We start from the raw sequence: 25,152 nt of genomic DNA, 5'->3' as shown, positions 1-25,152 counted from the left end.
ATGGCGACGAGCGCCGCTGCGGCCCGGTGGTCTCCGCCATGACTCGCTGAAGCATGGTCCCCCTGCGTTGCCTGCATGTGCTCGAACGACGAAAGCCCCCGGGGGTCCGGGGGCTTTCTGTGGTGGGCGATACTGGGATCGAACCAGTGACCTCTTCCGTGTCAGGGAAGCGCGCTACCGCTGCGCCAATCGCCCGGGTGGCGTGTGTGAACACGACGCCGGGATGTTGCTGGTGGAACTGTGTTGCTGAGGTGAGGTGGCGACGGGATTCGAACCCGTGTGGACGGCTTTGCAGGCCGCTGCCTAGCCTCTCGGCCACGCCACCATGTGTGACCGAACACACTGCCGAGTAGGATTCCTGCCGGAACAACACCACTGACACTCGAGCGGATGACGAGATTCGAACTCGCGACCCTCACCTTGGCAAGGTGATGCGCTACCACTGCGCCACATCCGCATTGCCCGCATCACTGCGTGCTCGAACGACTCTAGCCGAAACCGGGACCGATGTTCAAACCGGCGCGCGTACTGGGTCGACAGCGGTGCGGATGTGCGTTCGTCCCCCGGCATCGGCTAGTATCGTGACTCGCGGCTGTTCGGCACCTCTCCGGTGCGGACGACCTGCGGGCGATTGGCGCAGTTGGTAGCGCGCTTCCTTCACACGGAAGAGGTCATCGGTTCGAGTCCGGTATCGCCCACATCATTCACCATCGCCCGGGTTGTTCCACCTCCACGGCTGCGACTCACTCCGCGAGATCAGGACGTTCCGCCCTGGCAGAACCGGTCCGGCGGGCATCACTCGGGAAGAAGTGTCGTTCGACGGGTGCACCGTCGGCGTGGGCCAGCGCTGCAGCGCGGATGTCGCGGTCGCGGCCGGTCAGACGCTGCGTCTCCTGTCGTCGGAACTCGCCCCACGACGGCACCATGAAGGTCTCCAACTGCACGTCGGACTCCTCGCCGCTCCGGTACAGGGCCCATCTCGAGGCACCGGTCCGGCGACGAGAGGACTCGACATGGCCCATGGCCTTCTGGAACGCCGCGAGCGAGTCGGGATGGACCGTGTAGGAGATCTGCACGAGGACCGGCCCGTCGGTCGGCTGTGGCTCGAACACGAGCGTGGGTGTGGGCCAGGACATCGAGATGCTGCGGTCGACGGTCCCTGTTCCGGGGAGCAGGGGCAGCACCCGCACACTGGCCGCCACCAGCAGGAGCAGGACGGCCGAAGCGCTGTAGGCGAGCGACGTCCCGAGCCACTGCGCCACGATGCCCCAGCCGGTCGAGCCGATGGCCATCGCCCCCATGAAGACGAGGATGTAGATCGACGCGCCACGCGATCGCACCCACTGCGGCAGGGTGAGCTGCAGGGCGGCGTTCAGCACGGTCAGCGTGCCGATCCAGGCCAGCCCCGCGAGGACCAGGAGCACCAGCGTCGGGACGACGGGCAGGACAGCCGCTGCGAGCGACCCCGTCGCGAAGAGGACCGCGCTCACCGCGATGACGAGGTTGTCTGAGAACCGACGGCGAGCGAGCGGCAGGGCGAAGATGCCCAGCACCGCGCCGACGCCGAGCGCGCCGAGCAGGACGCCGTAGCCGCTCGAGTCGAGTTGGAGTCGCTTCGCGGTGAGGGGCAGCAGCGCCCAGAGCGCGCTGGCCGGCAGGGCGAAGAGCGCGGAACGCAGCAGGATCCGGCGGACGAGGTGCGCGGACACGACGTACCGGACCCCCGCTCGCAACGCCGCCCCGAACGGCTCGCGGTCGTCGAGACCGGTCTGCGCCGGCCGCTTCCACCAGATGAGGGCGATCACGGCCCCGACGAAGCTCAGCGCGTTGACACCGAACACGACGGGGGCTCCGAAGGCCGACAGGACGACGCCGGCCAGGGCGGGACCGACCGCGCGGGCTCCGTTCACGGTGACACCACCGAGCGCCGACGAAGCCGCGATCAGGTTGCGCGGCACGAGCTCCGGCTGGATCGCCTGCCATGCGGGTGAGGTCAGGGTGGAGGTGATGCCGAGCAGGAAGGTGAAGGCCAGGATCGTCCACGGCGACAGCGCGCCGATCCACGCCACGACGGTGAGTCCGGCCGCGAGGACCGCACTCGCCGCCGATCCCCAGATGAGCAGCCGTCGCCGGTCGAGCGAGTCGGCGAGGACCCCTGCCGGCAGGGCGACCAGGATGGCGGGCGCGAGGCTCGCGGTCTGCACGAGCGCGATGACCGCTGCGCCGGCGGCGGCCTCGACCAGGACCCACTGGGCCCCCACGGTCTGCATCCAGGTGCCGATGTTGCTCCCGAGCTGGGCGAACCACAGCACCCTGAAGGCGGTGATCGCCATGGGAGCCCATGCTGACGGTTGCGACGATGGAACTGCGGAGGGTGACGACATGGTCGAACGATAGGACGCCGTCGCGACCGGGGCATCGTCGGTTTGTCGCAATCATCGAACTGTGCATCACCGTCGCGTGGACGGCCGCCGGCGTCGCTCCATGGAGGATCATCGTCGAATCGTCAAGGTCTGCGGCCGCCGAATCGTGCTGGCTACCGTGGATCCATGGCCATCACGGAACTGATCCTCGTCCGCCACGGTGAGAGCGCCGGGAACGTCGCCGCACTCGAAGCCGATCGCTCGGAATCCCACCGCATCGCCGTTCCGAGCCGTGACGCCGACGTCCCGCTCTCAGCACTCGGGCTCGAGCAGGCGGCTGCGGTGGGGAGACGTCTCGCGGCCCTCACACCCGCCGACCGGCCGGACATCGTGTTCAGTTCGCCCTATCGGCGAGCGCACGAGACGGCCGTGGTCGCCCTTCGGGCCGCAGCGCTCGACGCCGATGAGCTTCGTCCTGTCGTCGACGAGCGGCTGCGTGATCGCGAACTCGGTATCCTCGACACCTTCACCTCGATCGGCGTCGACGCCGAGTTCCCGGAAGAGGCCGCTCGACGACGGTTCCTCGGCAAGTTCTACTATCGACCGCCAGGAGGTGAGGCCTGGACGGACGTGGCCCTCCGCCTCCGCTCGTTCATCGGCGACCTGGACCGGCACACCGACCGCACGCGGGCCCTGGTGGTCTGTCACGACGCCGTCATCTCGCTCTTCCGCTACATCTGCGAGGGGTGGGACGAGCGTCGCGTCCTGGAGGAGGCCGCTCTCCGTCCGACGCCGAACGCGTCCTTCACCCACCTCGTCCACGACGGACGGGCGTGGAAGGCGCGGGCGGCGAATGCGACTGCGCACCTGCAGCAGGCGCAGGTTCCGGTCACCGAGCACTCGGGGGCGAACGATGTCCGAAGCTGACCCCACCACGCTCACGCCCGAGGTCCTCGCCGACTGGCCACTCCCCGATCCCGGATCGTCGAAGGACGATCGTGGGTCGGTGCTCGTCGTCGGCGGCGCGCGGATGACGCCCGGGGCGGTCGCCTTGGCGGGCCTCGCCGTTCTCAGGGTCGGCGCGGGTCGGATCACGCTCGCGGTCGGTGCGTCGGCAGCGTCCCCACTCGCGATCGCCTTCCCGGAGGCAGGCGTGATCGGGTTGGCGGAGACCAGCGGCGGAGCCGTCCGGGGTGACGGGGCCGGCCCCCTCGAGGACGTCCTGGACGTCGACTGTCTGCTGCTCGGTCCTGGCCTCGACGACGCGGACGAAGCCGTGGCACTCCTCGACGGTGTGCGCCCGCTCCTTGGCGCCGACACCGTCGTGGTCCTCGACGCCTTCGCGCTCGGTGCCCTGTCACACGCTCCCGACTTCTCGAAGGGGCTGGAGGGCCGCCTTGTATTCACTCCGAACGTGGCCGAGGCCGCGATCCTCCTCGACGTGGACGAGGCCGACCCGGACACGGCGGCGCTCGAGCTGGCGCGACGGTTCGGAGCCGTCGTCACCTGTCAGGGCAGGGTCTCCGACGGTGAGCGGGACTTCATCGCGCCCGGCGGGAGTCCGGCCCTCGGGACGGCGGGGAGCGGTGACGTCCTGGCCGGTGCGATCGCCGGGCTCGCGGCACGCGGACTCTCCGCGCTCGCGGCGAGCTGCTGGGGTACCGTGCTGCACGCCGCCTCCGGCGATCGGCTCGCCGACCGGATCGGCCCCCTCGGAGCCCTCGCCCGCGAGTTCGCGGACGAGTTCCCGACGCTCCTCCGAGAGCTCGGGCGACCCGTCACGGGGCGGTCCTAACCGACAGCGGGCCAGCGCCAGCCGGTGATCTCGGGTGCGTCCTCGCCGAACTCCCTGGTGTGCGCTCGGGCTCGGACCCGGGCGTCCTGCATCTCCTGACGGAGACCCGCGAACCGCTCGCCGAGCCCCGGCGTCCGGTCGATCGCGTCGCACACGAGCGAGAACCGGTCGATCTCGTTGAGCATCACCATGTCGAACGGTGTCGTGGTGGTCCCGTTCTCGAGGTACCCGCGGACGTGCAGCTGATCGTGCCCGTGGCGCTTGTACGTCAGCCGATGGATGAGCCACGGGTACCCGTGGTAGGCGAAGACGACTGGACGGTCCGTCGTGAACACGCTGTCGTACTCGGCGTCGGAGAGGCCGTGCGGATGCTGATCCTCGCTCATGAGTCGCATGAGGTCGACCACGTTCACGACCCGGACGGACAGCTCCGGGATGCGTTCGCGCAGGATACTCACGGCGGCCAGCGTCTCGAGCGTGGGGACATCCCCGGCACAGGCCATGACGAGGTCCGGGCGCTCCCCCGCACGCTCTGAACCGGCGAAGGGCAGGATGCCGAGCCCGCGGGCGCAGTGCGCGCGAGCGTCGTCGATGCCGAGCCACACGGGTTCCTGGTCCTTGCCCGCGACGATGACGTTGATCTCGTCCGTGCTCTGCAAACAGTGCTCCGAGACGGCCAGGAGGGTGTTCGCATCGAACGGCAGATACACCCGGATGACATCGGGCTTCTTGTTGACGACGTGGTCGATGAACCCGGGGTCCTGGTGGCTGAAGCCGTTGTGGTCCTGACGCCAGACGTGGCTCGTGAGGAGGTAGTTGAGGCTCGCCACCGGGCGCCGCCACGGCAACTCACGTGAACCGTTCAGCCACTTCGCGTGCTGGTTGAACATGGAGTCGACGATGTGGATGAAGGCCTCGTAGCAGGTGAACAGGCCGTGCCGACCGGTGAGCAGGTAGCCCTCCAACCAGCCCTGGCACTGGTGCTCGCTGAGCATCTCCATGACCCTGCCGGCGCGGGCGAGATGCTCGTCGCCCGGGACGGTCTCGGCGTTCCACTGCCGTTCGGTCACTTCGAAGACCGCCTGGAGTCGGTTACTGGCGAGTTCGTCGGGAGCGAAGATCCGGAAGGTGGTCGGGTTACGCCGGATCACCTCCGTGAGCCACGACCCCAGGACACCCGTCGCCCCGGCGTCGCGACCACCCGGGGCGTCCACCACGACGGCGGCGTCGTCGATCGCGGGGAGGTCGAGTTCCGTGCGCAGCAGACCTCCGTTGGCGTGCGGGGTCGCGCTCATCCGGGCCTCCCCGAGCGGAGCGAGTTCCCGCACGAGCGGAACCACCGCACCATGTTCGTCGAAGAGCTCCTCAGGCCGGTAGCTCCGCATCCAGGACTCCAGGATCCGCGTGTGCTCCTCGGTGTCCCGAGCGTCGGCGAGCGGGACCTGATGCGCGTGGAACGTCCCCTCGACCCGGACGCCGTCGATCACCTCCGGGCAGGTCCAGCCCTTCGGTGTGCGCAGCACGATCATGGGCCACACCGGCCGTCCGGTGTCTCCGGCGGCGGCCCGGGACTTGATGGCCGCGATGCGGTCGAGCACGACGTCGAGGACCTCGGCGAACCTGCGGTGGACCTCCATCGGATCCTCGCCGTCGAACCCGCCCTCGACGAAGAACGGTTCGTGTCCGTATCCGCGCAGGAGACTCTCGAGTTCGGAGCGTGGGATGCGCGCCAGGACCGTCGGGTTCGCGATCTTGTAGCCGTTCAGGTGCAGGATGGGCAGGACGACGCCATCCTGGACCGGGTCGATGAACTTGTTGGAGTGCCAGCTGGTCGCGAGCGGTCCGGTCTCCGCTTCACCGTCGCCGACGACCGCCGCGACGAGGAGATCTGGGTTGTCGAAGGCCGCGCCGTACGCGTGGCTCAGGACGTACCCCAGTTCGCCACCCTCATGGATGCTGCCGGGTGTCTCGGGCGCCGCATGACTCGGTACCCCGCCGGGGAAGCTGAACTGACGGAAGAACCGGGTCAACCCGGCCTCGGTCTCGGCGACGTCCGGGTAGATCTCGCTGTAGGTGCCGTCCAGGTAGGCGCTCGCCAGGATCGCCGGCCCGCCGTGCCCGGGCCCGGCGATGAACATCGCCGACTGGTGGCGCTCCGCGATCACGCGGTTGAGATGCGCGTACGTCAGATTCAATCCCGGAGCGGTCCCCCAGTGGCCGAGGAGCCGGCGCTTCACATGAACGGCTTCGAGCGGGCGGCGGAGGAGCGGGTTGTCGAGCAGGTAGATCTGCCCGACGGACAGGTAGTTCGCGGCGCGCCACCAGGCGTCGACCTGTTCGATGCTCCGCTCGGACACCGGCTCGCTCGTGCCGCGAGACCGCCAGCTGTCCGTCGTCGACCCGTCCCGTGCGTTGTGCGTCATCGTTCCACGATCCCAGGTCGAGCGACCGGAGGCCAGGGTGGTGCGTCGCTCCTGCGAGCGTGCTAAAGCGTCGGCGGGCGGTGCCGACCGGTACCGGCCGTCGCGCCCCACCAGTCGAGGTACGCGCTCGCGGTGTCCGGCAGCGCCGGGCGGAGGCTACGACCGGCGGGCAGGCGCGTCCGGGAGGGATCAAGCCAGGCCGCGGCCAACTCGGCGTGAAGCGTCGACGGGTCGTAGCGGACCATCGTCTCCGGGCGCAGTTGGTCCATCTCCGCTGCATAGCGCGAGTCGACGACGAGCGGTCGGCGGCCTGCCTCGACCCAGTCGAGCATCGAGCGTGACGCGGAGACATGGCCGTGCGCGGCCAGGGGGATGCCGGGGCGCGAGATCTGCGCGGTGAACGCCGCATCGTCGAGATATCCGGTCACCTCGAACGAGACTTCGGCGGCGCGTGCTTCCGCCTCGAGGTCGAGCACGTCGTCCTCGTGCCCGGCCGAGGGGGCGCCGATGGCACGGACGACGACGTCGGCGACCTGGTGACCGGTGGCACGGAGAACCTCCGCCGCACGCGAAGCCGCCTGGATCGCCGACGAATGCCCCTTGCCCGGGTAGATGAACCCGGCGATGAGGACGGTGAGTGGGCGCGGTCCCGGCAGCGATGCATCGTCGGCCGAGACCGCCGCCGTACCGATCCGGGAGCCGAGCGGGATGGCGTGCGGAACGGTCGCGGCACTGACACCGAGGAACTCTTCAGCCAGCGCCTGTTCGTGCCGGCTGTTGACGGCTGTCGCATGGGCGGCGGCGATGAACCGGGCGTACGCGGCGATGCGGCGGTCCAGCATCCTGCCGTCGGAGGTCTGCGGGACGTCGTGGAGGGTGACCGTCAACTCGGTGGCGTCCGCGAGACGCTCGACGGCGTCCGCCGCCTCTTCGGGTGACCGGCCGAAGAGACGGTCGGTGACGTGGACGTGGGCACGGTCCACGCCGTCGAGCAGAAGCACGGCGTCGGCCGGGGTCGAAGCGTACATCCGTTCCGCGCGAGGGTCTGCGTGGACGACAGCGTCGGCGACGTCGATCGCGTACTGGACGACGCCGTGGTGCTGTGGGCCGACCATGAGGAGACGGGGTGGGGCTGCGATCACCTGCGTCATCGTGGTGCAGTGGGGGGCCCGCGTCAAGGGTCGCGGGCACTCTCGTCATCGGACCTATGTTCGGAGGACGGCGCCCGTATCGTGCCGACCCGTCCGCGCGTCTCGCGCCCGCATCCGTACAGGGGATCCCGCCATGCAGTCGACCGTGATGTCGCACGCCACCGATCGAGCTGCCGACCCGGCATCTCGTCCGATCCGCGTCGTCTCGATCCCGGCCGCGCACCCCTACGTCGGCCGCATCACCGCCTCGCCCGACATCGACGTGCTGAGCGATCCACCGGTCGACGGAGCGCCATCGGGCGTCTGGTGGCCGCCCGCCGCCCTCGATCCGGACTGGATCCACGACCACGCCGTCGATGCCGACGTGCTGCACATCCACTTCGGGACGGAGTCGTTCCCACCCGGACACGTGACCGCGTGCATCGAGGCAGCGCACCAGGTCGGCTGGTCGGTCGTGTACACGGTGCACGATCTTGAACACCCGCAGCTCGACAACCAGGCCGCTTATGACCGGCAGCTCGACGAGCTCGTCCGTGGAGCAGACGCCCTGATCACCCTGACCCCTGGCGCCGCCGCCGGCATCCGGGAACGTTGGGGCCGCGACGCCGTCGTCATCCCGCACCCGTCGCTCCTGTCGGATGACGTCACGGTTCCGCTCGTATTGCCGTCGGCGGAGACGCGGGTCGGCGTCCACCTGAAGGACCTGCGCCCCAATGTCGACGCGGTCGGTGCCGTCACCACCCTCATCGACGCGGTCGAACGCCTCCGCCGCCGTGGAGCGGACGTCGTCGCAGAGGTCCGGATGCACCATGCGGTCCGCGATCCGGAGGCACGCGAGGCCGTCCGACGGCTTGTCAGCAGCTCGGAAGCCGCGCTGCTCATCGAGCACGAGCGTCTCGACGACCTCGGACTCGCCATCGCACTCAGCCGCCTGGACGTCTGTCTCCTCCCCTACCGGCACGGCACGCACTCGGGTTGGCTCGAACTCTGCTGGGATCTCGGCGTGTCCGTCGCCGTCCCGTCCGGAGTCGGGGCGTACCTCGATCAGCATCCCGACGACACCGTCTCCGCTTACGACCTCGGGGACGGAGCATCACTCGAGCATCTCATCGGCGCGCTGCTCGATGCGGACGGCACGACCCGTGCCGGCTCCTCCGACCGGATCGCGGCCGTCGCCGCGCGCCGCTCCCGGCGCGACGTCGACGACGCCGTCAGCGCAGCAGCACACGCCGAGCTGTACCGCCGCGTCGTCGCCGAGCGCGCCTCGTGACGGCCGGTCCACGACTGCGCGTCGTCGTCATCGCCCCGCTGCGCTTCCCCATCCGTCGCCCGCACGCCGGCGGGCTCGAATCCGCCGTGTGGTCGGAGGTCAACGCACTGCGCGCACGAGGTCACGAGGTGACGTTCATCGGCGTCCGGGGGTCCGACTTCGTCGAGCGCGGCAGCGTCTTCGAACTGCCGGAGTTGCGGTGGCCGCGCTGGTCCTCCCCCGACGACGAGCGGTATCCCCCCGGTCACCTGACCCGATCCGTCCCGGCATTGCGCCGCGCGCTCGAGGCGATCGCCGCTCGGCCAGGGCGATACGACGTCGTGTCCAACCACTGCCTGGACGCGCTCCCGGTGGAACTGGCACCTGAGCTGGGCGTCCCCATGATCACCACCCTGCACACGCCGGTCGACGAGGCCGTCGCCGCTGCCGCGAACCGGGCCGGTTCCGACGGCAGCCGGTTCCTGGCGGTGAGCGAGTTCACGAAGCGCACCTGGGCGACGGCCGGTGTCGAGTCCGAGGTGCTCCTGAACGGCATCGATCCGGATGCCTGGCGGGCAGGCCGAGGCGGTGACGACCTCGTGTGGTTCGGACGGGTCGTCGCGGAGAAGGCTCCGCACCTCGCGGTCGACGTCGCCCGTCGACTGGGGCGACGGCTCGTCATCGCCGGTCGCGTGGGCGATCCGGTGTACGCCGAGCGCGTGCTGTCGCCGCTGCTGGGACGTGACGTCCGACATGTCGGGCCGCTCGACCCGACGCGACTCGCCACGCTCGTGGGGCGGAGCGCGGCAGCGGTCTCGACGCCGGCATGGGCCGAGCCGTTCGGTCTCGTCGCACCGGAGGCGCTGATGACCGGGACCCCGGTGGTCAGCTTCGCCGTCGGCGGCGTGCCCGAGATCGCCCAGGCGAGCGTCGGTATGCAGGTCGTCGCACCAGGAGACCTGGCGGCCATGGCGGACCGCGTGGACGGGTTGATCCGGCAGTCGGAGCTCGACCGGGGGTTCCGCGCCTCGATCCGGGCATCCGCCCTCGCGCGGTTCTCGCTCGACGCCAGGGTGGGCCGGCTCGAGGAGCACTTCGCCGCGCTCCTCGGCGACTCGCCCGTGCTCGGTTCCGGTCGCGTCGACGAGTTCAGCTCGTGAGGCCCCGCATCGGTTGGTACGTGCATCACCACGGACGGGGGCACGTGACGCGTCTGCTCGCCGTCGCACCCCACCTCGACGCCGACATCGTCTGCTTCAGCTCGTTCCCGGCGCCGATGGGACTCCCCTCGAACTGTTCCTGGGTGGTGCTCGACCGGGATGACGACGTGCCGGACGGTGCGTCTCCCCCGGACGACTGCGATCCGACCGCGGAGGGGCTGCTGCACTGGGCGCCGCTCGGTCACGCCGGTCACCGTGCTCGTCTTGCGACCATCGCCGCCGCCCTCGCGCAGCAGCAGATGGACGCGATGGTGGTGGACGTCTCCGTCGAGGTGGTGCTCCTCGCACGCCTGCTCGGCGTCCCCACCGTCGTCATGGCACAGCCGGGCCACCGCGACGACGAACCGCACGCGCTCGCCTTCCGCGCGGCGTCGACGATCATCGCCCCATGGCCTCACGGTGTGCTGCAGCTGGAGCACCTCCATCCCGTACGGGACAAGGTGGTGTACACCGGCGGTATCAGTCGCTTCGAGGGTCGCGAGCGGACTGCCGCGGAAGCCGGGCGCAGCGGGGTGCTCCTCCTCGCCGGGGCCGGCGGCTCCTCGGTGTCGCAGGAAGCCGTGGAGGAGGCCGCCCACGCCAGCGGTCGCGACTGGACCTCGCTCGGCGCCGGTGCCGGGTCCGTCTGGACCGACGACCCGTGGGACGCGCTCTGCCGGGCGGAGGTGGTGGTGTCGTGGGCCGGTCAGAACGCGATCGCCGATCTCGCTGCGGCTGGCGTCACGGCGGTCGTGGTCCCGCAGGAACGCCCCTTCGACGAGCAGGTGTCCACCGCACGTGCACTCGAGGCGAACGAGCTGGCGGTCGTGCGGTCGTCCTGGCCAGACGCCACAGACTGGAAGGGCATCCTCGACCGGGCCTCGGAGCTCCGGCCCGACTGGTCTCGTTGGCAGGTTGCGGGTGCCGCCCGACGAGCAGCGGAGGCCATCGAAGCGGTCGCGGCCGGCGATCCTGCAGGGGGTGGGCGATGAGGACGTCTGTCGTGACCCTGTGCTCGCGCCCCCGACTCGGACACCTCGAACGGCAGCTCGAGGCCGTCGGGGCGTCCATACCGACCTCGGGCGACGCGGTGGAGCGACTCGTCGTGTGGATCGGGGACGACGCACCCCCGACCCTCGACGCGGAGCTGACGGTCCACCTTCCACCGGGGTCCGACGGACTCCGTCTCGCGGCAGGCCGGAACGCCGGTGCAGCGCTCGCCATCGACCGTGGTGCAGACCTCATCGTGTTCCTCGACGCGGACTGCGTCCCCGGGCCGGCCCTGCTCGACCGATACCGTGAGGCGTCCGATCGCCACCCGGGCGCCGTCCTCTGCGGCCCGGTGACCTACCTGCAGCCAGGCGTGGACGTCACCGACCGCCGTGCATTGGCGGCGGCGACGGCACCGCATGCGGCGAGACCGAACCCGGACGACGGCGCGGAGCGCGTCGCCTCCGAGGACGAGTACCCGCTGTTCTGGTCGTTGTCCTTCGCGACGAGTGCGTCGACCTGGTCCCGGAGCGGAGGCTTCGACGAGGGGTACGAAGGGTACGGCGGAGAGGACACCGACTTCGCGTTCACCCTGAGCGCGTCGCGGACACCCCTCGTGTGGGTCGGAGGCGCGCACGCCTACCACCAGCACCACGAGACGCAGCGCCCGCCCTGGCAGCACTTCGACGACATCCTCCGGAACGGCGCGCGGTTCGCCGACCGGTGGGGAACCTGGCCGATGACCGGTTGGCTGGAGGCGTTCGCTCAGGCTGGTGCAGTCCGACGGATCGGCGACGACTGGGTCCGGGTTCAGCCGACCGGCCCGAGCAGTCCGTCGACTGCGGCCACCAGCGCCGCGGCGACAGGCTCCGGCGCGTAACGATCGACGGACGCACGTGCGGTCGCGGCCCGCGTCAGGGCGTCCGACGGCGCGTCCAGCACCCTTCGAAGCGCTCGCGCAAGGGCTCCGTGGTCTCCTGGTGGCACCATGAGACAGTCGACGCCGTCCGTGCAGAAGTCGTCGTACCCGCTCCCGGTGGTCACGACCAGCGGGGTCCCGATCGCCTTCGCCTCGAGTGCGACGTTGCCGAACCCCTCCCAGCGCGAGGGGCACATGACCACCGTCGCAGCTCCGACGGCCCGATAGAGCTCCGCTCCCGCCACATGCCCGAGCCACACGACCCGGTCCCGTACCGACTCGGGCAGGATGGACAGCAGCGCCGTCAGGTCCGGTTCGAACCGCCGGTCACCGCTGGAACCGGCGAGGACGAGTCGGGCATCGGGCTTCTGCCGGACGAGCAACGCGAACGCCTGAAACGCCTCCACGACACCCTTCCGCCGCTCGAGCCGGCCGAGGAAGAGCACGACCGGTTCCGCCCCGGTCGGCCACTGAGCCGGCAGCCCGGCGGTCGACGCGGCAACGCGGACGGCGTCGACGTCGATGCAGTTGCGCACGACGGCGGCCGGCGGCAGGGCGCCGAGCAGGTCCTTCGTGCGCGCGAGCATCGCGGTCGAGATCGCGACGAGCGCAGCAGACCGTCGGATCTGTCGGGTCTCGAGCGCGTCCTGGACGATCACCGCGATGCGCCCTGCGACCGGCAGGTCACCGAGGCGGAGTCCCGAGACGAGGTTGGAGAGACGAATGCTCGTGGCGAGGTTCGTCACGAGGGGCGCCGAACGCGGCAGCGCCGATCCGAGGGCGCTCCACTCGGGCAGGAAGATCCGATCGTACGAACCGCGTCGGAACACCCGGCGGACGGTTCGGGCGCCGAGGAGCATCCTGAGGACGCGTGGTGATCGACTGCCGTGCCGTACGGCGTCGATGAGACGGACGCCGTCGATGTCCGCGCCGACGGGCAGCTCGTCGTCCGAGCACACGACGAGGTCGATCTCGACTCCCGAGCGGACGAGGGCGGGAAGGAGCGCGGCGTAGTGCCGTCCGATCCCGCCCGTGTAGCTCGTGAGCCCCGCATACTCGGTCGCGGCCACGAGCCAGCGCTGCCGTCGTGGACCACGCGGGACGTCACTCACCGGTATCGCCTCGGCACCGTCCACCAGGAACCGAACTCCGCGTTGTACCGCTCCGGGTCGAACGGACTCTCGCCACCGGCGGGGTAGCTCGTCAGCTCACCGAACACGATGCGGTCGCCGAGGTCGTACAGGTCCACGCGGACGAAGTCGGTGTCGGCGGCCAGGCGCTCGGCCAGGTCGATCATCTCGTCGAGCCGTTCGGGCGCCGACGGTTCCGGGTCGGCCCACGCGGGTCCACCACTGAGTGGCAGGTGCCGCCAATCCGGCAGGAAGAAGTCCTGGGTCCGGCGTCCGAACCTGCCGGAGTCGAGCTGGATGTACCGGCAGCGCCCGTGGAAGACGAAGAACTTGAGGTCGTCGGGGATCCCGCCATCCGGTCCCTCCAGCAGCTCCTCGACGATGATCCTGCGCGGCACCCGTCCGTACACCCACTCGCGGTTCGGTCCCTGACCGTACAACTGGGACACCCAGCCGTTCGCGAGTTCGACGAGTCGATCGCGATCCACCTTCTCCGGTCGGACGTGCCGGTACTCCCAGCTCCCCGCCTCGGTCGGCAGACGGGCATCGGGGCGGGCGGACGACGAGACGACGATGGCCGCCCCGCTGCCGTGCGTTGGCTTGACGACGTAGGACTCCGGGAGCTCCAGGTCCCGCAACTCATGCGGATCGTCGAGGATCCCGTACACGCGCGGGAGGACATGCTGGCCGATGCGCGAAGCGACGAGCTTTCGCACGGCGGCCTTGTCCGCGAAGGTGACGATGAGCGGACGACGGTCGCGGAGCATCTTGTACCGGACCTTCTCCCGGAAGGTCGACCGGCCGGCGCGTCCGCCAGAGCCGGACGGCGCGCACCAGCCGGCTCCGCTCTCGCCAGGGCACCGTCCGCGGCGCGCTCGTCGCATCGGGGAGGACGGCGCGCAGGCGGCGGCTGCGATGGAACCACCGGACGGCGGGCAGGTCCTCCGGCCAGTGCACACGCAGGGTGGTCCAGCCCCGACGCATCCGGAGGGCGAGCGAACCGGCATCGGTGAACGGGCGCATCGAGATCCCCATCCCGAGCGACCGGTCGTAGCGCACGCGTCGGTGGAGACCCAGATGGGCCGAGACGTCCAGATCGTCGTGCAGTTCCGCATCCTCGCGGTGCACCGCCTCGGCGATCTGGTCCCACGTCGCGCGCCGGATCGCACAGTTGGACCCGAAGATCGGGACCTGGGCGAGGGCGGCCCCGACGAAGAGCCGGTACGCCCCGAGGTAGAGGCCGGCGAGCGGTGCACGGAGCAGGCGCGGACCGTCGATGAAGACGGCGGGGCCGGTGAGCGCTTCCAAGCTCCGGATCCATCGCGAACGCGTCGGTGATCCGGGTCACCCAGTCCGGTGGCGGCACGCAGTCCGCGTCGAGTCTCGCCACGACCGTCGCGGTCGCGTGGTCGAAGCCGGCTGCGTTCGCCGCGGGGATGCCGGGCATCGGCTCATCGATGAGGACCGCGTCGTACCGCTCGGCGATGGCCGCGACCTCGGCGCGATCGCGGCTGCCGTTGTCGACGACGATGATCGATGCGGGTCCGGTGTGCTGCGCGCGCAGCGAGCGCAGGCAGCGTCGGAGGAGTGCGGCGTCGTCCTTGACCGGAACGACCACGTCCACGGTCACGAGCGGGTGGGCCGCGGTCTCGAGCGTCTCGACCGTCATGCGTCTCGCCCATCCGCCAGCAGCTGTGCCTCCGCGAACACCCGCGGGTGGGCGAGGATGCGGAAGTGGCCGCCGGTGTCGAGTTCCACGTTCTTGGCGCCGTCGAGTCGGCTGCCGCCCGGGATGTGCGGATCGAAGCGCCCGTAGACGGAGACGATCCTCGGATTGACGGTCGCCTCTCGGGAGAGCGCGAGGATCGTCGGGTCGTCGGGGGTGAAGATGCGCAGGCTCGGGAGGAGCATGAGCCTCGCGTACCGCGATCCGGCGAACGGCGCCGCGACGGCGAGCATCCCGGAGATCCGGGCTCCCCCGCCGCCGAGCGACATGACGTACTTGCCGACGAGCCCGCCCTTGCTGTGCGCGAGGAGGACGACGTCGCCGAGCCCGTTCGCCTCGAGGTAGTCGGCGACGAGTCGTGCCGCCACCGGGACCGAGCGGTCGTTGCGTCCGAGCGGGTCGATCACGTGTACCGGGTGTCCGTCGTCGTGGAGTCGGCGGATGAGCGGCTCGAGGAACCGCCAGGTCTCATAGACGCCCGGGAGGACGACGATCGGTGACCGGTCGCCGGACAGGAAGTCGTGCGGGTCGGTCCGGCTGACGAAGGCCCGGACCTGCCAGACGAGTGCGTAGGCGTAGTCGCGCGCCCACCAGCCGAGCGTCCGCAGCGCCGAACGGATCACCGGCGATCACCGTTCGCGCGGCTCAACCGTCTCCCCGCAGGACCTCGGGGCATCGCTCTGTTCCCATGTCCTCACCGTAACCGGACCACCCGGCGTGACCCTGGACCTTGACAGCGGCCGGACCGGGCCCGGGCGGATCGGGACCGTCGATGCCCGGCGTGGCTCACCACGGGTCCGGTGCGCTGATAATCTGGCAGCTGCGGTGGCCTCGGGGTGTTCGTGTGCCCGGACGATCGAGGAGTGCAGTGGGAGAGATCGACGGAGAGTTCGGCCGCGTCCGGGACGCGCTGGAGCGTCCTGCGATCCGGCTGCTGAGCCGGCCGACGGCACCCGCTGTCGTGGCGATCTTCCGCACCACGTTCGGCCGCGACGTCCAGTTCGTCGCAGCGGACCGCTTCCATCTGCAGGTCGAGGAGTACCTCGGCGAACTCGTGGCTCGCGGTGCGCGGATCCCGGCGGGCGGCGACGAACGCGGTGGCGGACGGACCCTTTGCCGGGAGTGGGTGCACGACCAGTGGCTCGTCCGGACGAGCACCGACGACGGCGAGGAGCAGTACTCGCTCACCTCGCACGCGCTCGAAGCGGTCTCGCTCGTCGACGGCCTCGCACACGACCGCGCCCTCATCAGTGAGTCGCGCCTGACCATGATCCTCGACTCCGTGCGCCGATGGGCGCTGCAGGCCGACCCGGACCGTGACGAGCATCTGCGTCGCATCGACGCGCAGCTCGCCGAGCTCCAGGCGGAACGCGAACGGGTGGCGGCCGGCGGCACCGTCGTCGCGGCGAGCGACGACCGGATGCAGGACGGCTACGCCAACATCGCCGACCTCATCCGCCAGCTCCCGAGCGACTTCCGCCGGGTCGAGGAGTCGGTCATCGCGATGCACCGGCGGATCGTCGAGGACTTCCGGAACGACACCCGTCCGATCGGCGAGATCCTCGACGACTACCTCCGGCGCACCGACGAGCTGATGACGGCGACGGCCGAGGGTCGGGCCTTCGAGGGCGCTTTCGAGCTCCTCCGCAACGACGATCTGCTGCAGGACCTCAAGCGCGACCTCTCCACGATCCTCGACCACCCCTTCTCGTCCAGGCTCGGGCCCGCGGAGCTCCGTGGCTTCCGGGGTGCCGTCGGGATCATCCGACAGGGGATCGACGACGTCCTCGCGCAGCGTCGGCGGCTCACCGCGACGCTCCGCGACCACATCGTGCATCACGACGTCGTGCAGGACCGCGAACTCGACACGACCCTGCGTGCACTGAACCAGCGCCTCGGCATCTGGATGCGGACCGCGGGACCACGCGCCTCCGTCGACCTACCGCTCCTCCCCGAGACCATCGACATCGAGCACCTGCGCGAGCGGTTCTACGATCCGGACGTCGAGGTCGCTCCGCCGCCGATCGCGACGGCCGTCGAACGGACCGACGGCGCGGTGATGTCGCTCGACACCCTCCGATCGCAGGGCGGCCCGCTCCTCGACGAGCTCCGGGCCGGACTCCTCGATGCGGTGACCTCCGGTGCCGAGGACGCCCATGTGGCGTTCTCCGGGCTCGATCCGGAACTCCGACGACCGGTGGAGCTGTTCGGCCTCGTCCACCTCATGACCCAGCTGGGCACGTATGACGAGCAGGCACCGCGCCGTCGCTACGAGACGGTCCGTCCGGATGGGACGACCACCGCGTTCGAACTCCCGGCCTTCCCGCTCGGTGAGGCCGGTGTCGCAGCGCTGACGCGGGCCACGACGACCACGACCACTGCTCCGGCCGACCAGGCCGGGCGCGGAACGGAATGACATGACCTCCGAGACGGATCCCACCGCGACGGCGACGACCGACCCGACGTCGGACGACCTGACGACGGACGGACTCGACGCCTTCGCACCCGCCGAGGCGCCGGTCGCCGGCCCGGACGACGACTCGTTCGCCCTCTTCGAAGGGGACGAGGGACGCCTCGACGCCGCTCAACGTCGTGCGCTGGTCGCTCTGCTGAAGCACCGCTACGTCAGCCCCGCGCTCCAGCCGGCCGAGTGGCGGACGGTCCTCGAGTCCGAGTCGCTGCTCCGGTCCCGCCTCAACGAGCTGTTCCTGGAGCTCGAGGTGGACCGCTCGGCCGAGGTCGCCTTCAAGCGCCAGGCGGGCTCGGAGAGCGGGCGGCGTCCCTTCCCGACCCTGCTGCACGACACCAGCTACAGCCGCGAGGAGACGATCCTGCTCGTCTACCTGCGGACGCGTCTCCGGACCGAACTGGCCAACGGCGCACGAGCCGCGATCGTCGAACACGACGAGCTGCTCGGCTTCGTCGCGAGCTTCCGCCCCGAGCACGCCACCGACCGCGCCCGTGACGACGGACGCGTCGAACGCGCGATCGACAAGCTGCTGACCGCGCGGGTCCTGCTGCGGACCAAGGACGCCCGCCGCCACCGGATCGCGTCGGTCGTGGAGACGCTCCTCCCCCTCGAGCGCCTCCAGGAGCTCCTGGAGTGGCTCGAAACGCAGACCGCAGCGGTCGATCCGGCCTCGGAGCAGCCGCGACCCGATGCCGACGCGGACTCGGACGACGAGCCCGACGGCACCGCAGCCGAGTCGCAGGACTCCCCCGACGACCAGACCCAGCCACAAGCAGCAGAGGACGACCGATGAGCCGCTCCACGGACACCGACACCCTGCTGGACCTCGTCGAGCAGTGGCGCATCGAACGGATGCAGGTCATCAACTGGGGTGGGTTCGACGGGTACCGATCGGTCGACTTCGCCTCCCGCGCGACGCTCATCTCCGGCGCCTCCGGAACCGGGAAGAGCTCGCTCATGGACGCGTACCTCGCGGTCATGATGCCGTCGGACGTGCCGTTCAACGGAGCCTCCAACGACGCGGCGGTCGGACGGGCGCGGAATCCAGACCAGCGCAACCTGCTCACGTATCTCCGCGGCAAGGTCGACTCGGCACGGGACCCGCAGACCGGGGCGATGCGCGACATCAACCTGCGCGGCACGGATCAGCTCACCTGGGGTGCCGTGGCGGTGACGTTCCTCAACGACGACGACCGTCGCTTCACCGTCGTGCGCGCCTACCTCGTCCCCCGACGTGCGCTGCGCACCGGTGACCTGTCGATGACGATGGCGACCGTCGACGGGCCGTTCGAGCTCACGGACCTCGAGGCGTTCGTGCCGAAGCGGTTCGACGCCGGTGAGCTCCAGGGTCGCATCCCCGGATTCGTCGTCCGTGACACCTACGCGGAGCTGTCCTACACCCTGCACACCCGTCTCGGCATCGGTGCCGGAGGCGACGGTGGTCGGGCGATGCGTCTGCTGGCCCGGATCCAGGCGGGACAGCACCTGCCGACGGTCGACGGCCTGTACAAGTCGATGGTGCTGGAGCGTCCGAGCACGTACGACGCGGCCGACCGGGCGCTGTCGCACTTCGAGGCGCTCGACGAGGCGTACCTCGCGATGGAGACCGAGAGCCGCAAGGCTCGGGTGCTCGAGCGGCTCGGTGAACTGCGTCGTGACTACGAGGACGGGCACCGGGCGGCTGCCGACCTCGAGCGCCTCGGCTTCACCGAGGACGGCACGACACCGTTCACCGTCTGGCGCAGTCGCGCACACGAGGCACTGCTCGATGAAGCGGTCTCCCGGAACCGGCGGGAGAAGCTCGAGGCCGGAGCCACGTTGGAGGCGGCGCGGGCACGAGCCGCTGCGGCGGGTGTCCGTGTCCGTGAACTCGAGCGTCAGGTGTCGGAGCAGGGCGGGAGCGCGCTGCGGCGTGCCGAGGAACGCCGTGAGGCCGCGGAGGCGACGCACGCCGAGGTGGCACGAGCCAGGTCGCTGTTCGACGAGCGCACCGAGGTCCTCGACGATCCGATCGAGGACGAAGCCTCGTTCCGGCGTGCGCTCGGCCGCAGCGAGGACTTCCTCGCCGACGACGACGCCGCGCTCGACGCCATCGAGACCGATCGCGCCCAGCTGCATCGCGAAGCGTTCCCCCTCGAGGAGCGCAACACCGAACTCCGCCGTGAGCTGCAATCGCTTCGCGGCCGTGACGGCGCGGTCCCCGATCGACTCCACCGGGCGAGGCTCGCCCTCGCCGAGGCCGCTGGACTCGATCCCGGAACAGCTGCCGTTCGTGGCCGAGCTCATCGACGTCGCTCCCGCCTATGCCGCCTGGCGTCCCGCGATCGAGGTCACCCTGCACGGTCTCGCGAGGACGGTCCTCGTCGACGAGGAACACCTCGATGCGTTCGGCCGCGCGATCGACGCGGTCCGGATCCCGGTCCGCCTGCAGTTCGAGGGTGTCCCGCTGCACGAGCCGTCCTCCCCAGACGCGGGTGACCCCGCGTTCATCTCCGGCCGTGTCACGTACCGCACCTCGCCGTTCAGCAGGTGGATCGAGCAGCGCGTGACCTCGGACCGGATCGACGCGCGGTGCGTCGAGTCTCCGTCGGAGCTCTCGGGTGGCGGTCGCCGCGTGACCGTGAACGGCCAGCTGCGTGACGGCCGCCGCGGCTCCCACGGCGACACGGGCGGTGCACCGATCCTCGGCTTCACCAATGAGGCGCGGATCGCGTCGATCGAGGCGGAGACGGCCGAGATCCGTGGGCGCCTCGAAGTCATCGCCGGTCGACAGGCCGGCATCCAGCAGCGGTTGTCGCGTCGTGAGGCCGAGCGGGCCGCCCACCGGTATCGTCTCGACACCGAGTGGGCCAGGATCGACGTCGCCGGTGCTGCTGCGCATCGCGACGCAGCCGCGGCCGAGCTGGAGCGTCTGCTCGACGCCAGTGACGTCCTGCAGGAGCTCCAGGGCTCGGTGGCGGCCGCCCAACGTGAACTCGACGCCGCCAACGCCGAGCGGTTCCCGGCCGAGGACCGTGTCAGACGCCTCGACGAGGAGCACGGGGTCCTCGTCGATCAGCAGGACGCGGCGACGACCGTCATCGACCGTTTCGAGCGCTCCGAGGTGGAGGAGGTCTCCCCCGCCGACATCGATCGGATCGAAGCCGCCCTCGCGGCGGTGGGCGGTGTGCCGTCACTCGGCGGGTTCGGCGATGCGATGAAGCGGCTCCGCGCCCGGCTCGGCGACGAGTTGTCCTCGGCCGTCCGCCAGGCGGAGCAGGCCGCGCTCGCACAGGTGCACGTGTTCGAGCAGTACCAGTCGATCTGGCACGACCCCAACCTCGGCACGACGCTCGAGTCCTACGGCGACTACCGGGCGATCCTCGACGGCATCCTCGGCACCGGTCTCCCCGAGCGCCGCCAGGAGTGGCGCCGCCGGCTGTCCCAGTGGAGCGGTGAGGACCTGGTCCCCCTCAGCAGCGCGTTCGACAGCGCCGTCGAGGAGATCGAGGACCGCCTGGTCCCGGTCAACGACATCCTGCGCGACCTGCCGTTCGGACCGGCGCACGATCGTCTGAAGATCGTCCTCCGCCGGGTGCATCGCGAGGAGGCCTCCGCCTTCCGGCGCGAGCTGCGCGCCCTGTCGAGCGAAGTCACCGCGAACCTCGGCGATGACGAGTTGGAGGCCCGGTTCCAGCGGCTCCGCCGGTTCATGGAGTCGATGCGCGACACGGGTGCCGGGTCCCAGTCGACCCGCGACCAGGTGCTCGACGTGCGCCGTCACGTCGAGATCACCGCCGTGCGGTACGACACGTCTGGTCAGGATGTCAGCGTCTACTCCTCGCTCGGCGACAAGAGCGGTGGCGAGACCCAGGAGCTCGTCGCGTTCATCGTCGGCGCTGCCCTGCGCTACCAGCTCGGTGATGAGGACCGCCCGCGTCCGAGGTTCGCGCCGGTGCTGCTCGACGAGGGCTTCATCAAGGCGGACTCGGAGTTCGCCGGCCGCGCGGTGGTCGCCTGGCTGCGGCTCGGCTTCCAGCTCGTGATCGGGGCGCCGCTCGACAAGGTGACGGCGCTCGAGCCCTATATGGACCGGCTCCTGTCGATCCGGAAGGATCCGGAGACCCGACACGCCTGGGTCGCCGAGATCGAACGGTCGGCTCCGGTCGAGCCGCTCGAACGCGTCGGATAGCGTCTGATCCGTCGATCACACCCGGCCACGGTGTGACTTGACACAACACTCGTTCGAACATATGTTCGAATCATGTCCGACCGGCCCGCTTCCCCGCCGATCCGCATCGGCGAGGCCGAGTGGATCGTGATGCGGGAGGTGCCCGACCGGCCGGCCGGTCTCGTGAAGTACTTCGCGCCGAGCGGCGCACCGGCCTACTTCCGCTGCGTCACCTGGGCACCGCGGTCGGAGGACCGCCGGTTGATCGGTCGGTTCGCGACGCTCGCCGAGGCGGAGCGTGCCGTGCCGGGTGGACGACGGTCCGCCGCACCGGCCACTCCCCGGCTCCGCGGACGCCTGGGAGCACGGGCAGGTGCCGTGGGACGCAGCGCCGCGACGGAGCGACCGGTACGCCTGAGCGACCGGTCGCAGGTCGGTCAGCGCCACCCGTACCGCGAACGGAGCCCGGCGGCGACGCGGTCGAAGCGATCACGCGGGACCTGAGTCGCCTCCCGTCGCATCCCGTCGGGGTGCACGCGGAAGACGCGGTCGAGGTTCGCCCAACTCGGACGGCCGGCACTGTCCCATCCTCCGGTGCCGAGCGGCACGAACTCACCGTCCTGCGAATGATCCTTGCTCGTCAGCTGCACCGCCAGCACCCAGCCTCCGGTCGAGCGCGCCACGATGAGCACCGGACGGTCCTTGCCACGTCCGTCGCGCTCCTCGTACGGCACCCAGGTCCAGACGATCTCGCCGGGATCGGGATCGCCGTCGACGGCCGGGGCGTAGTCGATGGACACGGCGCCGACCGCCCGCGGATCGACCTCGACCGTCGCCGTCCGGCCTGAGCGTCCGGGTGAAGCGGCGGTGGTGGTCGGTGGCGTCGCGAGGCCCGCGGTGCGCACCGCACTGGAGGCGGCGCGGGTGGAGGGGCCCAGGAGTGCGTTCGCGACGCGGCGGATGATCGAGGTGAAGGTTGACACGCCGTCACCCTACCGTCCGCGGCTGCCACCCCAGGGAACGACGGACGGGCGCCGTCCTGGTGGACGACGCCCGTTCGGCGAATCGGTGGCGGTCGAGGTCAGTCGACGAGGGCGTACCCCTCTTCGCCGTGCACGGAGGTGTCGACGCCGGCGATCTCGTCCTCGTTCTTGACGCGGAAGCCGATCGTCTTCTCGATCGCGAAGCCGATGACGAAGGCCACGATGAAGGAGTAGACGAGGACGGCGAAGGCGGCGATGGCCTGGACCGCGAGCTGCTCGATGCCGCCGCCGACGAAGAGGCCGGTCTCGGTCGCGAAGAAGCCGAGGTACAGGGTGCCGATGAGGCCACCGACGAGGTGGATGCCCACGACGTCGAGGGAGTCGTCGAAGCCGAGCTTGAACTTCAGCTCGACGGCGATGGCGCAGACGGCGCCGGCCACGATGCCGAGGAGCAGCGCCCAACCCGGAGTCAGGTTCGCGCACGCCGGGGTGATGGCGACGAGACCAGCGACGGCACCGGAGGCGGCGCCCACCGAGGTCGCCTTGCCGTCCTTGAACTTCTCGACGACGATCCAGCCGATGATGGCGGCAGCGGTGGCCCCGACGGTGTTGACGACGATGAGTCCGACGTTCGCGAGCTCGTTCAGCCACTCGGCGCCGGCGTTGAAGCCGAACCAGCCGAACCACAGGATGGCGGCTCCGAGGAGGGTGAGCGGCACGTTGTGCGGCTTCGTGATGCCCTTCTGGAAGCCGATGCGCTTGCCGAGCACCAGGGCGAGGGCGAGTGCTGCGGCTCCGGCGTTGATGTGCACCGCGGTTCCACCCGCGTAGTCGATGACGCCGATGCCGGCATCCTCACCGAACAGCGTGGTGCCGAGGTTCATGATCCAGCCGCCGCCCCAGACCCACGCGGCGATCGGGAAGTACGCGATGGTCGCGAAGAGGCCGGCGAAGATCATCCAGGAGCCGAACTTCGCACGGTCGGCGATGGCGCCGGAGATCAGCGCGATCGTGATGATCGCGAAGGTGGCGCCGTAGGTCGCTCCCACCAGGTCGGTGTTCGCGGTCTCGCCGCTCGCGAGTGCGGTCATCCCGAAGTCGGAGAACGGGTTGCCCGCGAACTCCAGCGGGCTGCCGACGGCCGACATGTTGAAGCCGTAGAGGATCCACAGCACGCTGATCAGGCCCAGTGCGCCGAAGCTCATCATCATCATGCTGACGACGCTCTTCGCCTTCACGAGGCCGCCGTAGAAGAATGCGACGCCGGGGGTCATGAACAGCACCAGAGCGGTTGCCGTGACTCCCCAAGCGATACTGCCTGTATCCATTGGATCTTCCTCACACATCGTGGTCTTGCAACGGGTGCCCGAGATGGTGAGGACTGGCTGAGCTCGGTCTCGCCGTCCGACTCGGTGCAGCGACCAGTCTGCGGAACGGAGGTTTCCGCACGACTGTCAGCGTGTTTCCGATGTGTTACGCGAGTGCCGCCCAGGTAAACAGCGTGTTTCGTGACCCGGTGCGACGGGTCAGTCCATCGAGGTGAGGGCGATCATGCGCGACATCGCGCGCAGGTACTTCTTGCGGTATCCACCGTTGAGCATGTCGCCACCGAACACCTCGTCGAGGGCCGTGCCGGTCGTGACCACGGGGATCTGTGCGTCGTACACCCGGTCGATGAACGCGACGAGCCGGAGCGCCTGGCCCTGGTCGGTCAACTCGTGGACGTCGCGGAGCGCGATCAGGTCGACGCCGTCGAGCAGTCCGATGAATCGTGAGGGGTGGACGGCGGCGAGGTGGGTGATGAGACCGTCGAAGGTGTCGACCGTGACGTCACGGTCGGCGGCCGCCGCCTCCGCGGTGCGGGCGTCGAACCGCTCCTCGGAGCTCACCACGGCGTGTCCCTCGATGCTGCGGCGGCGGTAGTCGGTGCCGTCGATGCGGAGGGTCTCGAAGTTGGCGCTCATGGCCTGGATCTCGCGGAGGAAGTCGGCTGCGGCGAAGCGGCCCTCCCCCAGGGCGTTCGGCGGCGTGTTGGAGGTCGCCGCGATCCTCGTCCCGGTCGCGACGAGTTCCCCGAGCAGTCGGGTCATGACCATCGTGTCGCCCGGGTCGTCGAGCTCGAACTCGTCGATGCAGATGAGCGTCGCGCCCGTCAGCTGCGCGACCGCCGCCGCGTAGCCGAGCGCACCGACGAGGGCCGTGTACTCGATGAAGGTGCCGAAGTACTTCTTCCGACCGGGTGCATCGTGCCAGAGCGCCGCGAGGAGGTGGGTCTTGCCGACGCCGAAGCCACCGTCCAGGTAGATGCCCGGCTTGGCCGCCGGTGCCTTGGGCTTCCGCCGTCCGAAGAAGCCGCCACCGCCACCGGCCTGGGGCGCGAAGAAGCCGCGGAGCTTCTCGACCGCGGCCGCCTGGCCCGGGAAGTCGGGATCCGGACGGTACGAGTCGAAGCTCGCCTGCTCGAACTGCCGGGGTGGCGTCAGGCTCGCGACGATCTCGGCACCACTGACCGTGGGGACACGGTCGGTGAGGCTGCGGAATCCGGTCGGGACGGAAGGCGTGGTCACGGCAAACCTCTGGCTCTGCATGGGTGCTGGGGTTACG

21 protein-coding genes, 4 tRNA genes and 1 pseudogene are annotated in these 25,152 nt (G+C 70.2%); 12 read left to right on the top strand and 14 right to left on the bottom strand.

Annotated features, from left to right (window positions below):
• Positions 1-120 precede the first annotated feature (120 nt).
• From AC5JOC_RS10750 to AC5JOC_RS10740, 3 genes are all read right to left on the bottom strand, one after another.
• A tRNA-Val gene (locus tag AC5JOC_RS10750) sits at positions 121-195 on the bottom strand.
• 59 nt (positions 196-254) lie between these two features.
• A tRNA-Cys gene (locus AC5JOC_RS10745) sits at positions 255-325 on the bottom strand.
• A 60-nt stretch (positions 326-385) separates the two neighbouring features.
• Positions 386-457: transfer RNA gene (locus AC5JOC_RS10740), tRNA-Gly, on the bottom strand.
• A 168-nt stretch (positions 458-625) separates the two neighbouring features.
• On the opposite strand from AC5JOC_RS10740, the gene AC5JOC_RS10735 reads away from it, so the two are divergent.
• Positions 626-698: transfer RNA gene (locus AC5JOC_RS10735), tRNA-Val, on the top strand.
• A gap of 45 nt (positions 699-743) precedes the next feature.
• Here the strand turns inward: AC5JOC_RS10735 and AC5JOC_RS10730 are convergent.
• Positions 744-2,384, bottom strand: coding sequence for an MFS transporter (locus AC5JOC_RS10730; RefSeq protein WP_494246435.1), 1,641 nt, complete (start codon positions 2,382-2,384; stop codon positions 744-746).
• Between the two features lie 165 nt (positions 2,385-2,549).
• Here AC5JOC_RS10730 and AC5JOC_RS10725 point away from each other — a divergent pair, with 165 nt between their 5' ends.
• Entirely contained in the window at positions 2,550-3,290 is a 741-nt protein-coding gene (locus AC5JOC_RS10725) for a histidine phosphatase family protein (RefSeq protein WP_124769327.1), read from the top strand.
• Positions 3,277-4,158: an ADP-dependent NAD(P)H-hydrate dehydratase gene (locus tag AC5JOC_RS10720; RefSeq protein ID WP_079705906.1), complete on the top strand. Its 882-nt coding sequence runs from the start codon at positions 3,277-3,279 to the stop codon at positions 4,156-4,158. The genes AC5JOC_RS10725 and AC5JOC_RS10720 overlap by 14 nt, the downstream gene beginning before the upstream one ends.
• Here AC5JOC_RS10720 and AC5JOC_RS10715 read toward each other — a convergent pair.
• Both AC5JOC_RS10715 and AC5JOC_RS10710 read right to left on the bottom strand, forming a co-directional pair.
• Positions 4,155-6,581, bottom strand: coding sequence for a phosphoketolase family protein (locus AC5JOC_RS10715; protein WP_494246434.1), 2,427 nt, complete (start codon positions 6,579-6,581; stop codon positions 4,155-4,157). The genes AC5JOC_RS10720 and AC5JOC_RS10715 overlap by 4 nt on opposite strands.
• 62 nt (positions 6,582-6,643) lie before the next feature.
• Positions 6,644-7,732: a hypothetical protein gene (locus AC5JOC_RS10710; protein ID WP_197977468.1), complete on the bottom strand. Its 1,089-nt coding sequence runs from the start codon at positions 7,730-7,732 to the stop codon at positions 6,644-6,646.
• Positions 7,733-7,865: 133 nt separating this feature from the next.
• On the opposite strand from AC5JOC_RS10710, the gene AC5JOC_RS10705 reads away from it, so the two are divergent.
• From AC5JOC_RS10705 to AC5JOC_RS10690, 4 genes are read left to right on the top strand one after another with little or no spacing between them, the layout of a single operon-like run.
• Positions 7,866-9,002, top strand: coding sequence for a glycosyltransferase (locus tag AC5JOC_RS10705; RefSeq protein ID WP_274499925.1), 1,137 nt, complete (start codon positions 7,866-7,868; stop codon positions 9,000-9,002).
• Positions 8,999-10,141, top strand: coding sequence for a glycosyltransferase (locus tag AC5JOC_RS10700; RefSeq protein ID WP_124769322.1), 1,143 nt, complete (start codon positions 8,999-9,001; stop codon positions 10,139-10,141). Before AC5JOC_RS10705 ends, AC5JOC_RS10700 begins: the two co-directional genes overlap by 4 nt.
• A gap of 44 nt (positions 10,142-10,185) precedes the next feature.
• On the top strand, positions 10,186-11,172 hold the full coding sequence (locus tag AC5JOC_RS10695; protein ID WP_494246433.1) for a glycosyltransferase: 987 nt from the start codon (positions 10,186-10,188) through the stop codon (positions 11,170-11,172).
• Positions 11,169-12,050 (top strand): glycosyltransferase family 2 protein, encoded by an 882-nt coding sequence (locus tag AC5JOC_RS10690; RefSeq protein ID WP_206428238.1) that lies wholly within the window; start codon positions 11,169-11,171, stop codon positions 12,048-12,050. Before AC5JOC_RS10695 ends, AC5JOC_RS10690 begins: the two co-directional genes overlap by 4 nt.
• Here AC5JOC_RS10690 and AC5JOC_RS10685 read toward each other — a convergent pair.
• The 5 genes and pseudogenes from AC5JOC_RS10685 to AC5JOC_RS10665 all read right to left on the bottom strand — a co-directional run bounded on the left by AC5JOC_RS10685 (position 11,981) and on the right by AC5JOC_RS10665 (position 15,565).
• On the bottom strand, positions 11,981-13,201 hold the full coding sequence (locus AC5JOC_RS10685; RefSeq protein ID WP_494246432.1) for a glycosyltransferase family 4 protein: 1,221 nt from the start codon (positions 13,199-13,201) through the stop codon (positions 11,981-11,983). The two genes, AC5JOC_RS10690 and AC5JOC_RS10685, sit on opposite strands and share 70 nt — an antisense overlap.
• Positions 13,198-13,962 carry an ATP-grasp fold amidoligase family protein gene (locus tag AC5JOC_RS10680; protein ID WP_494246488.1) on the bottom strand — a complete coding sequence of 255 codons (765 nt, stop codon included), beginning with the start codon at positions 13,960-13,962 and terminating at the stop codon, positions 13,198-13,200. Before AC5JOC_RS10680 ends, AC5JOC_RS10685 begins: the two co-directional genes overlap by 4 nt.
• A complete protein-coding gene (locus tag AC5JOC_RS10675; RefSeq protein WP_494246431.1) occupies positions 13,859-14,527 on the bottom strand; it encodes a hypothetical protein in 669 nt (222 codons plus the stop codon). Before AC5JOC_RS10675 ends, AC5JOC_RS10680 begins: the two co-directional genes overlap by 104 nt.
• 1 nt (position 14,528) lies before the next feature.
• Positions 14,529-14,888: pseudogene (locus AC5JOC_RS10670) on the bottom strand (glycosyltransferase family 2 protein); the annotation flags it as partial.
• Positions 14,885-15,565 carry an esterase/lipase family protein gene (locus AC5JOC_RS10665; protein WP_086473784.1) on the bottom strand — a complete coding sequence of 227 codons (681 nt, stop codon included), beginning with the start codon at positions 15,563-15,565 and terminating at the stop codon, positions 14,885-14,887. The gene AC5JOC_RS10665 and the pseudogene AC5JOC_RS10670, both read right to left, overlap by 4 nt.
• A gap of 248 nt (positions 15,566-15,813) precedes the next feature.
• On the opposite strand from AC5JOC_RS10665, the gene AC5JOC_RS10660 reads away from it, so the two are divergent.
• The 5 genes from AC5JOC_RS10660 (at position 15,814) to AC5JOC_RS10640 (ending at position 22,069) form a co-directional block, all read left to right on the top strand.
• Entirely contained in the window at positions 15,814-17,361 is a 1,548-nt protein-coding gene (locus tag AC5JOC_RS10660) for a DUF3375 domain-containing protein (RefSeq protein ID WP_494246430.1), read from the top strand.
• Between the two features lies 1 nt (position 17,362).
• On the top strand, positions 17,363-18,208 hold the full coding sequence (locus AC5JOC_RS10655; RefSeq protein WP_494246429.1) for a DUF4194 domain-containing protein: 846 nt from the start codon (positions 17,363-17,365) through the stop codon (positions 18,206-18,208).
• Positions 18,205-19,893 carry an ATP-binding protein gene (locus tag AC5JOC_RS10650; protein ID WP_494246428.1) on the top strand — a complete coding sequence of 563 codons (1,689 nt, stop codon included), beginning with the start codon at positions 18,205-18,207 and terminating at the stop codon, positions 19,891-19,893. The genes AC5JOC_RS10655 and AC5JOC_RS10650 overlap by 4 nt, the downstream gene beginning before the upstream one ends.
• Before the next feature lie 718 nt (positions 19,894-20,611).
• Positions 20,612-21,586, top strand: coding sequence for an SbcC/MukB-like Walker B domain-containing protein (locus tag AC5JOC_RS10645; protein WP_494246487.1), 975 nt, complete (start codon positions 20,612-20,614; stop codon positions 21,584-21,586).
• 72 nt (positions 21,587-21,658) lie between these two features.
• Positions 21,659-22,069, top strand: coding sequence for a hypothetical protein (locus AC5JOC_RS10640; protein ID WP_494246427.1), 411 nt, complete (start codon positions 21,659-21,661; stop codon positions 22,067-22,069).
• On the opposite strand, the gene AC5JOC_RS10635 is transcribed toward AC5JOC_RS10640, so the two are convergent.
• The 3 genes from AC5JOC_RS10635 to zapE form a co-directional block, all read right to left on the bottom strand.
• Complete coding sequence (locus AC5JOC_RS10635) at positions 22,003-22,548, bottom strand: type II toxin-antitoxin system PemK/MazF family toxin (protein WP_494246426.1); 546 nt, start codon at positions 22,546-22,548, stop codon at positions 22,003-22,005. The genes AC5JOC_RS10640 and AC5JOC_RS10635 overlap by 67 nt on opposite strands.
• A gap of 98 nt (positions 22,549-22,646) precedes the next feature.
• Positions 22,647-23,876 (bottom strand): ammonium transporter, encoded by a 1,230-nt coding sequence (locus AC5JOC_RS10630; RefSeq protein WP_064293796.1) that lies wholly within the window; start codon positions 23,874-23,876, stop codon positions 22,647-22,649.
• A 198-nt stretch (positions 23,877-24,074) separates the two neighbouring features.
• On the bottom strand, positions 24,075-25,136 hold the full coding sequence (gene zapE, locus AC5JOC_RS10625; protein WP_079705894.1) for a cell division protein ZapE: 1,062 nt from the start codon (positions 25,134-25,136) through the stop codon (positions 24,075-24,077).
• Positions 25,137-25,152: the final 16 nt, after the last annotated feature.

Source organism: Plantibacter sp., assembly GCF_059073635.1.
The sequence above is the reverse complement of the archived record's forward strand: the minus strand, read 5'-3'. Positions and strand labels throughout refer to the sequence as shown.